Source organism: Trichloromonas sp., from assembly GCF_041583255.1.
Taxonomy (GTDB): Bacteria; Desulfobacterota; Desulfuromonadia; order Desulfuromonadales; family Trichloromonadaceae; genus Trichloromonas.
Genome location: NZ_JBFHGD010000154.1, coordinates 1 through 8,178 on the forward strand (window position 1 = coordinate 1; position 8,178 = coordinate 8,178).

Genomic DNA, 8,178 nt, shown 5'->3' on the forward strand with positions numbered 1-8,178 from the left:
GGTGGCACGCATCAGGAAGAAAAAGCCCCCCTCGACCTGGAGGGCCCAGACCCCGTAGAGCAGAATAACGTAAAAGACCGCCAGCAGATGCCAGACCTGAGCCAGCCGGTTGCGCACGCCATGAAACACCGGGCGGCTGACGACCTCACCATTTTGGTTGCCTGGCCACTGCTGAAGGTAGTCGGTCACCCCCTCACGGTTCTGCAAGATGATGATGATCACCAGCACGGTCACCAGCAGCCCCAGCAGCCGTAGCAGCACCTCGTAGGAAAGCGCAGGCAACCCCAGCAGCAGAGCGGCCTGCAGGGCAAAATAACCGTAAATCGAAGCGTAGCTGAGCCGCTTCCCCCAGATCACCAGGTAATGGGCCGTCTCGTCGGAAAGCCCGGAACAACGCAGGCCGGATGCCGCCGGGGCAAAGGTGAAATGAAGTACCGCCAGGATCCCATGCGCGATAATGAACGCGTTGATCCAGGCCAGGGCGGCCAGTCGGGTTTTTTCTCGCGGGTCGACCAGGCCGAGGGTCAGGTAAGCGGCCACGGTAAACGCCAGAATCGGCAAAAGATCGAGGATGAAAATCGCCAGCAGCCGCAGTACCCGCAACAAGCCATTGCCGGCCGGCTTCTCGGCAACCCCCCGACGGAAACGGAGCAGCCCCCAGCGAAGAAAGTAAAAACCCAGATAGCCAAAGCCAAGGATCAACGTGAGATTGACGAGAACCTCCGTCCACATCTGCCGCGACTGCGGATCGGCCAGTTCGTTTCTGAACCAGTCGATCACCTCGGGAATCTCATTGACATTGCCGGTCAAGACGATGACCGCCTCGGTCACCCCGGTCAGCCGCCGGGACATATCCCGCAAGGCCTGACTCGCCGCACTCTTTACCTCGCTTGCCGGCACTGCGGACGGCCTGACCTGGGCCATTATTTTCAACTGCCGTACCAGTTCCTCCCTGGCGGCGGGATCTTCCAGCGTTTTAATAACCGATTCGATCTCGGCGGATTGCGCCACAGATTCGACAACCTCTTCCTGGGCGCAGGCCTCGGGAACAGGGGCAAAAATCAACAGGCAGCCGAACAAAACCAGCAGCAAGACGGTGATTTTATTGTAGGACATCAACTTCTCCTATTTTGATCGATTGTATTTTTCAGAGCCAGTGCTTGCGGCGAAAAATGATCAACTGCAGAACGACCACCACCAGCAGCAATCCGCAGACCATCAGAAAGGCCATCGGGTTGTCCGAACCGGGGATGCCGCCAACGTTGATCCCCAGCAGCCCGGTCAGCAGCCCCAGCGGCAGGAAAATGGCGGCGACGAGAGAGAGCAGGTACATGGTCCGGTTCATCTGCTCGCCGAGCCGACTCTCCAGGTCATCCTGAATGATCGCGGCGCGGTCCCGGGCCGAGTCGAGTTCCTCGACGTAGCGGGTGGTCCGGTCGGCGACCTCCCGCAGACGGCCCCGGTCCGTGTCGTCGAGCCAGTCGACCCGCTCCCCCTGCAGCCGCACCATGGCTTCACGCTGGGGGGCGAGGTAGCGCCGCAGACGGATGGTCTGCCGGCGCAGGTTGCCCAGCGCGACCCGCAATTTATGACTCTTGCTGTCGAGAACCTGCACCTCGAGGGCATCGACGGAATCATCCACCTCGGCCAGCACCGAGGCCATCCGCTGCGAGATATGGTCACAGAGTTCGACCAGAAATTCGCCAATCCGACAGGGGCCGGCACTGTCCACCAGGGACAGCCGTATATCTTCGAGCGCCATCAGCCGGCGGTGGCGGATGGTGATAATTTTCCCCGGCTCGATCCAGGCCCGCACCGAGACCATATCTTCAGGCTCCGCGCCAGGGTTGAGGTTGACCCCGCGCAGGATGACCAGCATTCCGCTGCCGTGAACGACACAGCGGGGACGGGTCTCCTCGGCGGTCATCGCTTCAAGGGAAACCGGATCGAGACCGGACTGTTCTTCGAGCCAGCGATGGGTTTCCTCGGCGTTGTAGTTCATATGCACCCACAGCAGCCCATCTTCCGGCTGCCAGCGGCCAACCTCCTCCCAGGCGACCGGGCGCCCTCCCCCCTTGCCGTCCAGGCACATGGCAAAAATCAATGCCTCATTGCTCATTCAATATCTCCTTAAAGGGACGAGTCCCGGTCTATTCGACACATTCAAGAACCGTCGCGCAGGCAGAGCCAAGTGTAAAACAAATCGTGGCGATCTGCAAATTAAGGCCCGTTGTCAGCGCCCGACGGGATGTTGACTCCGCAGGACAAAAAAGCGGCCGACGATTTAAAACCGTCGGCCGCTTTTTAACTCAAAAGATCATGGTTCAGAACCGCCTGAAGAGCCGTACAAAAAACTACATCGCCTGCGCTTCGTACTCATCCACCATCCGCCGATAACGCTCAGCCAGGCCGGGGTTCGATTCCTCGGCCCGGGCGTAGCCCTCAAGCATCGCCGGCCGCAGCTCTTCAGGCAGCACCCGCTCGGCCAGGGGATAGAGGATCGTGTCCTCCCTGTCGATATGGCCGCGCAGCAGCGCTGCATAGCCCCTGGCGTTTTCGGCAATCACCGGAATCTGCCCAAGCTCCCCCAGCATCGCCCGCTGCGCCCCATCTTCCACCGCCCGCACAAAGGCCCGCCCCTGGTCATGCTCCATCAGCATCGCCTCGATGGGTGAACTCTTCTCGGGCATGCCGTTTTTCACCAGCGCCACGAACAACACATCCTCTTCCTTGGCATGGTGAAACCGGTCGGCATAGTTGCGGATGAAATCGACGGCGTCGAGAAAGAACTGCCAGTTGCGAAAACGCCCCTGCAGCATCCGTTCAGTATTCTGCTCGACCAGCGCGATCATGCGCAGGATCAGCCGGTGCTCGTCAACCATAACCTGGGTCACATCGGTTTTCATATCAGCTCCTTCTCTGGCCATCAACCCCGATCACCGCGATCTCAAGCGGGACATCCTTGCCCGACTGCTTGAGCGCTTCCTGGGCCAGCATCGCCAGACCACGGCAGCAGGGAACTTCCATAATGGTAACAGTGATCGACTGGATGTCATTATTGCGGATCATCGCCGCCAGCTTCTCCACGTAAGGGCCGGTGTCATCCAGCTTGGGACAGGCGTTGACCAGCACCCTGCCCTTGATGAAGTCGCGGTGGAACTCGGCGTAAGCGAAGGGGGCGCAGTCGGCCGCGATCAGCAAATGGGCATTGGCCAGGTAAGGCGCGCTGGGCGGTACCAGGTGCAGCTGGGTCGGCCACTGGCGCAGTTCACTCGCCAGGCGGCCGGTCGCCTCGGGCTGGGTGGTTTCGGTCGCTTCGATGGTGCGGACATGGCTGCCAGGGCAGCCGCAGGCCAGATTTTTCATTGTGCGTCTCCTTTATGATTGAGGTAATCGTTGATTTCTTTTTCGATCTGCGCCTCGGCCTCGGCGCCGAGGGCGTGAATGCTGACGACATCCTTCACCAGGCAGATGCCGACGCCGCAGGTAACACAGCCGATGTCGTACTTCTGCAAAATTTCGCCGATGCGCGGATGGGTTTCGATGGTCTTATTGATCGGCTGCTCGCCGATGCCTTGTTGGAGATTCATGGTTGGTGACCCCTTTCCTTTGTGATCGTTGACTGTAGAATAGGGGATCGCTCCGGGAATAAACATGACCGGGGTCAAAAGTCTGATAAAATTGGGCGGGTATTTAAGGATGAGGAGAAAAAGGATGGCGCATGTCAAGCTGCCGCGAGGGGTCATCGCCCTCGGCCTGGTCAGCCTCTTCATGGACCTCTCTTCCGAGATGATCCACAGCCTGCTGCCGATCAGCCGGGCCAATCTGCAACGGTTGCCAAGGCGTTTCTGGTGGGTTGTTGTCTTTGCCGCGGTGTTGACCCTCGCCCGCTTCTCCGAAGCCTTTGCTGCTGCTGCGCGCGCAGAACATGGGGATGTCCGTCACCTGGGTGCCCATGATCCTGATTGTCATGAACCTGGTCTACGCCGCCAGTGCCTACCCCTTGGGTAAACTGCCCGACAACGGCTGAAAACAGCCGATCGGCATGTGTGGGAAACACGCCAAAACCTCCCGAGTCGGCCTAAAATCACGGTTCTGCCAGCTGCTGTCGCTTCGCTTCAAGTTTCTCCCGCACCCCCTTGTCCGGGTTTAGTTCCAGCGCTCTGGCGACAATTCTTTGCGCCCACGCGGTCTCCTGGCGGGCCATGTGCACTTCTGCGAGGGTATCAAGCACGGCCGGCGAATCGGCTAAGAGGCTTGCCGCCTGCTGCGCCCAGGAAAGGGCTTCGACGCTGCGCCCCTCCTGCAGTGCCGCCCATGCCAGATTGTTCATCACCGCTGCAGACCGTGGCTCGCGCGCCAGGGCCTTACGGTAAAAAACCTCCGCCTGCGACCATTGGCCTACCCCGACATAGAGGTTGCCCAGGTTGAACCACGGCGTGGCCCAATTTTCATCGAGCTTGGCGGCCTTGCGATATTCGCGCTCGGCCAGGTCCATCTCGCCACGTCTCTCGTACGCAACCCCGAGATCGTTGTGCTGACCGGAATCCAGGGCATCGTTGAGCACAATGACCCTCGGCAGTGAGCAGGCGGTAAGGGAAACAAACAAAAAAAGCTGAAGCACCAGTCGCATCATGTCACTCAAGGTAAAGATAGAGCCGGCGGTAGACAGCCCACCGGTGATCAAGGTCTGCTTTATTCACCAGAACCGTCCCGGCAGAACCGGCCCGGGCAAGAAAACGCTGCCGATCATAGCCGAAAACGACCAGGTAATGGGGCCTCCGAAGGCTCCATAAGCCCGTCTCAACCGGGATCAGCACCGGCCGGCCGAGGTCGACCGATTGCTGCAAAAAATCAACAGTTCCATTTCCCGACCGGGGCGTCTCGCCCCGCCTGCTGGCAAAGTTTTCCAGATCGGCCAGCAGTGATCCCTTAAGCCGCGGGTCATAGACGGCTTCGCGAATCTCGTCCATCGGCACAGCCTGCCCGCGATGTCCGAACAGCGCGGCAAGTGCGGCGGGGCCGCAATCATCATCGTACTGCTGCGCTACCAGGGGAACCCCCTCGACCACCTTGAAATCCTCATCCCCTGCCCCGTCGAAGCCCCTGATGAAGGGGGAGCATCCGACCAGACACAAAAGGAGCAGGGAACAGACTCCGCAACGGATCATCGGATGATGATTTCTTTATTGAGCAGTTTTACGATCAGGATTACCAGCAGGATGACAACCAGGATGGCGATGACGGCCCCGAGCACCCCGCCTTCCGCCAGGGTATCCGAAAGCCCGGCCAGCTGATGGAGCTGCTCATCGCTTAAAGTGGCCAATTTGGCCTCAACTTCCCCGGCAGTCAGCCCGTAGTCGGCGAGGCGCTGGGCGACCATATCCTGCTCAAGGGCCAGGCGAACCTTTTCAATCATCTCCGCCCGGGTCGAAATTCCGGCTCCATCCGACAACCGGCTTTCGAGCAAGGACGCCCGCACCTCAATCGGAACCAGAACAACCAGGTAGAAGGTCGCCAGCACAACATAGCAGATCACCGGGTGCACGACCCATGGGCGTTTTTCATTCATCATCACACCTCCTACGCAGCTGATGTTACCTGTTCATGTGAATTTCTGAAATTGTATCGGATGGCCGAAGGTTGGCAAGGCCTCACATTGTCAACAATCGTTCCCGGATGCTGCACCGGCATTTGGGTGCCGGGGACATCATCACAATGGGGGTAGCGTCCCCGTAATTATTCGTTGAATGGAACCGAAATGGTCCGCATGTAATAACCTGCATGGGGCAAAAGTCTGTTAAAATGTGCAACGGGCCATCCCTCCGGTTCCTGGGGGGGACGCTAAAATAGGAAAACAAAGAGAGACTCAAATCTTCAGTCTGTCCCAGGAGGTCGTCACCATGTATCAAAGAGTGCTTCTGGTCGATCCGACCACCGGCTTTTATAAAACAAAAAAGTACGGCTTCGACCGTTATTTCGGGCCGATCGACCTCGGCATCCATCTCACCAATGAGCACCGCAGCCTCAACTTCGGGGTCGGCGTCTTTGCCGGTTCGATCTTTCCCGGCTCGAACCGGCTGATGGTGACCGGCTTCTCCCCCTGCTGGCAGGGCTATTACGTCAGCTCCATGGGGGGTGCCGGGCTGGTCTTCGACAACCTCGGGATCAACATGCTCAGCCTGGTCGGCAAAGCCCCGGTCCCGTCGGTCCTCTACTTAAACCGCAGCCACGGCGAGGAGATCGAAGTCGAGGTGGTCCCCATCGACGCGGAGCCGGTCTGGAAAGCGGGACGAACCGGGGTCTACGCCCTCACCGACCGGGTCTATGAGCAGTTCGGCTCGCGCTACGAAAACGACCCACGCATCCTGGTCGCCGGCCCCGCCGCCGCGCATACCGACATGGGCGGCATCATGTCGGTCCCCATCAACAAGGGCAAGATCAGCTACGTCGACACCTGGGCCGGCCGCGGCGGCTTCGGCAGCGCCATGCTGCAGGAGCACGGCATCGTGGCGATCATCTACGGCGGCACCGTGGTCACCGACGACTTCCGGGACCGGACGGTGGCCGACGAGTGGTTCAAAGCCAAATACGACCAGCGCCTGCTGCAAAAAGACAAGGAAGTCACCACCAAGTACCGTTATGACGAAAAGCTCAAGACCGGCGGCACCCTGGGGGTCAACTACGCCACCATGGGCGGCAAGATCATGGCCTTCAACTACCGCACCATCTACCAGAGCGAAGCCGAACGCTCCGACCTGCACGAGCAACTGGTGGTCAACCATTACCTCAAACAGTTCAACGAAGAGACCATCGACGGCAAACAGCAGGCCACCTGCGGCGAACCGTGCATGGCCGTGTGCAAAAAGATGAACGGGGTCTACAAGAAAGACTACGAGCCCTACCAGACCATGGGCCCCCTGTGCGGCATCTTCGACCAGCGAGCGGCCGAAAAGCTCAACCACCACTGCGACGCCATGGGCTTCGACGCCATCTCCGGCGGTGGCGTGCTGGCCTGGCTGATGGACCTGCTCGACACCGGGCTGCTGAGCAAAGATGATCTCGGGGTCAGCCGGCTGCCCCGCTGGGATACCGCGAATTTCGATATCATCAACGACTCGCGGCACAACGCCGAGCTCGGCTGCGAGCTGATCGACGCCATCCTCGAGCGGCGCGGCATTCTCGATTTTCGCGAAGGGGTGCGCAAGTGGAGCCGGATCCATTCACGCGCCAAGGGGATAGCGCTGCATGACAAGCTGGTCTACATCGCCTTCAGCCGACGCGGCTGGATGGTTCCCAACCAGTACTGGGTCTCCGGCGCACTGGCGCCGATGGCGATCATGGGCAAGTACTACATGATCTACAGCTACGACTTCGTCCCGCCCCGCACCCTGGGCCGCATGTGCGCCATGCGCATGAAGAAGGAACTCATCCTCGACAACCTCGGCATCTGCCGCTTCCACCGCGGCTGGGCCGAAGAGCTCCTCCCCGAAGTCATGGGCTCGCTGTACGACTGCAAGGACCAGTTCCTGCGCGCCATCGACGTCCTCGCCAGCCGCCTGCACAGCCGCAACAGCCCGATCTTCTGGGAATCGGAGCGCGACATCGACTACCTGCACACCTTTTTGCAGCGCAAGAAAGAGGTCGACAATGAAGAACACCCCGAACTGGCAATCTGGCTCGCAAAGTTCGAACTCGACCGGGTCGAGGCGGCGAGGGATTTTTGGTACGAGACGCTGAAGGGGATTGATGAGAGTCTGCAGGAGTTTTTCTGAGGAGGATTCGATGGCCTATGATCAGGACCTGGCCGCCCGGGTACGGGCCGCACTGATTAGTCTGGACGGCTTCGACGAAAAGAAGATGTTCGGCGGGCTCTGTTTTCTGCTGCATGGCAACATGGCCTGCGGCCTGGTTCGCGACCTGTTGATCGTGCGGGTCGGTCCCGAAGGTTACGCCGCCGCCCTGGCACAGCCCCACGCGGCCCTGTTCGACCTTACCGGCCGGCCGATGACCGGCTGGGTGCAGGTCAGTCCAGCGGGAGTGAAACGAGAAGCCGACCTGGCCGCCTGGCTGCAGCGCGGGGTCGACTTCGCCCGCTCCTTGCCGCCCAAGACTGCAGGAAAGAAGAAATGAACGCACCCTGCCGCTGTCTCTGGACAACAAAGGGGTCGCGGCTAC

General features: G+C 60.0%; 10 protein-coding genes and 1 pseudogene. 3 read left to right on the forward strand and 8 right to left on the reverse strand.

Annotated features, from left to right (window positions below):
- The 5 genes and pseudogenes from ABYV89_RS12020 to ABYV89_RS12040 form a co-directional block, all read right to left on the reverse strand.
- A pseudogene (locus tag ABYV89_RS12020) lies at positions 1–1,116 on the reverse strand (hypothetical protein); the annotation flags it as partial.
- A 31-nt stretch (positions 1,117–1,147) separates the two neighbouring features.
- The gene (locus ABYV89_RS12025; protein ID WP_432823197.1) at positions 1,148–2,119 is read right to left on the reverse strand and encodes a zinc transporter ZntB; all 972 of its coding nucleotides are present in this window, start codon (positions 2,117–2,119) and stop codon (positions 1,148–1,150) included.
- 235 nt (positions 2,120–2,354) lie between these two features.
- Positions 2,355–2,906 (reverse strand): hemerythrin domain-containing protein, encoded by a 552-nt coding sequence (locus ABYV89_RS12030; protein WP_432823198.1) that lies wholly within the window; start codon positions 2,904–2,906, stop codon positions 2,355–2,357.
- A 1-nt stretch (position 2,907) separates the two neighbouring features.
- The gene (locus ABYV89_RS12035) at positions 2,908–3,366 is read right to left on the reverse strand and encodes an iron-sulfur cluster-binding oxidoreductase (RefSeq protein ID WP_432823199.1); all 459 of its coding nucleotides are present in this window, start codon (positions 3,364–3,366) and stop codon (positions 2,908–2,910) included.
- Complete coding sequence (locus tag ABYV89_RS12040) at positions 3,363–3,590, reverse strand: hypothetical protein (protein ID WP_432823200.1); 228 nt, start codon at positions 3,588–3,590, stop codon at positions 3,363–3,365. The genes ABYV89_RS12035 and ABYV89_RS12040 overlap by 4 nt, the downstream gene beginning before the upstream one ends.
- A 124-nt stretch (positions 3,591–3,714) precedes the next feature.
- Between ABYV89_RS12040 and ABYV89_RS12045 the strand changes: the two genes are divergently transcribed.
- Complete coding sequence (locus ABYV89_RS12045; RefSeq protein ID WP_432823201.1) at positions 3,715–4,011, forward strand: hypothetical protein; 297 nt, start codon at positions 3,715–3,717, stop codon at positions 4,009–4,011.
- A gap of 76 nt (positions 4,012–4,087) precedes the next feature.
- Here ABYV89_RS12045 and ABYV89_RS12050 read toward each other — a convergent pair whose 3' ends face one another.
- From ABYV89_RS12050 to ABYV89_RS12060, 3 genes are read right to left on the reverse strand one after another with little or no spacing between them, the layout of a single operon-like run.
- Entirely contained in the window at positions 4,088–4,633 is a 546-nt protein-coding gene (locus tag ABYV89_RS12050; RefSeq protein WP_432823202.1) for a tetratricopeptide repeat protein, read from the reverse strand.
- Between the two features lie 4 nt (positions 4,634–4,637).
- Complete coding sequence (locus ABYV89_RS12055) at positions 4,638–5,171, reverse strand: cysteine peptidase family C39 domain-containing protein (protein ID WP_432823203.1); 534 nt, start codon at positions 5,169–5,171, stop codon at positions 4,638–4,640.
- A complete protein-coding gene (locus tag ABYV89_RS12060; protein WP_432823204.1) occupies positions 5,168–5,572 on the reverse strand; it encodes a PA2779 family protein in 405 nt (134 codons plus the stop codon). The genes ABYV89_RS12055 and ABYV89_RS12060 overlap by 4 nt, the downstream gene beginning before the upstream one ends.
- Positions 5,573–5,903: 331 nt before the next feature.
- Between ABYV89_RS12060 and ABYV89_RS12065 the strand changes: the two genes are divergently transcribed.
- A complete protein-coding gene (locus ABYV89_RS12065) occupies positions 5,904–7,775 on the forward strand; it encodes an aldehyde ferredoxin oxidoreductase C-terminal domain-containing protein (protein ID WP_432823205.1) in 1,872 nt (623 codons plus the stop codon).
- Positions 7,776–7,785: 10 nt separating this feature from the next.
- Positions 7,786–8,133, forward strand: coding sequence for a TfoX/Sxy family protein (locus ABYV89_RS12070; protein ID WP_432823206.1), 348 nt, complete (start codon positions 7,786–7,788; stop codon positions 8,131–8,133).
- Positions 8,134–8,178: the final 45 nt, after the last annotated feature.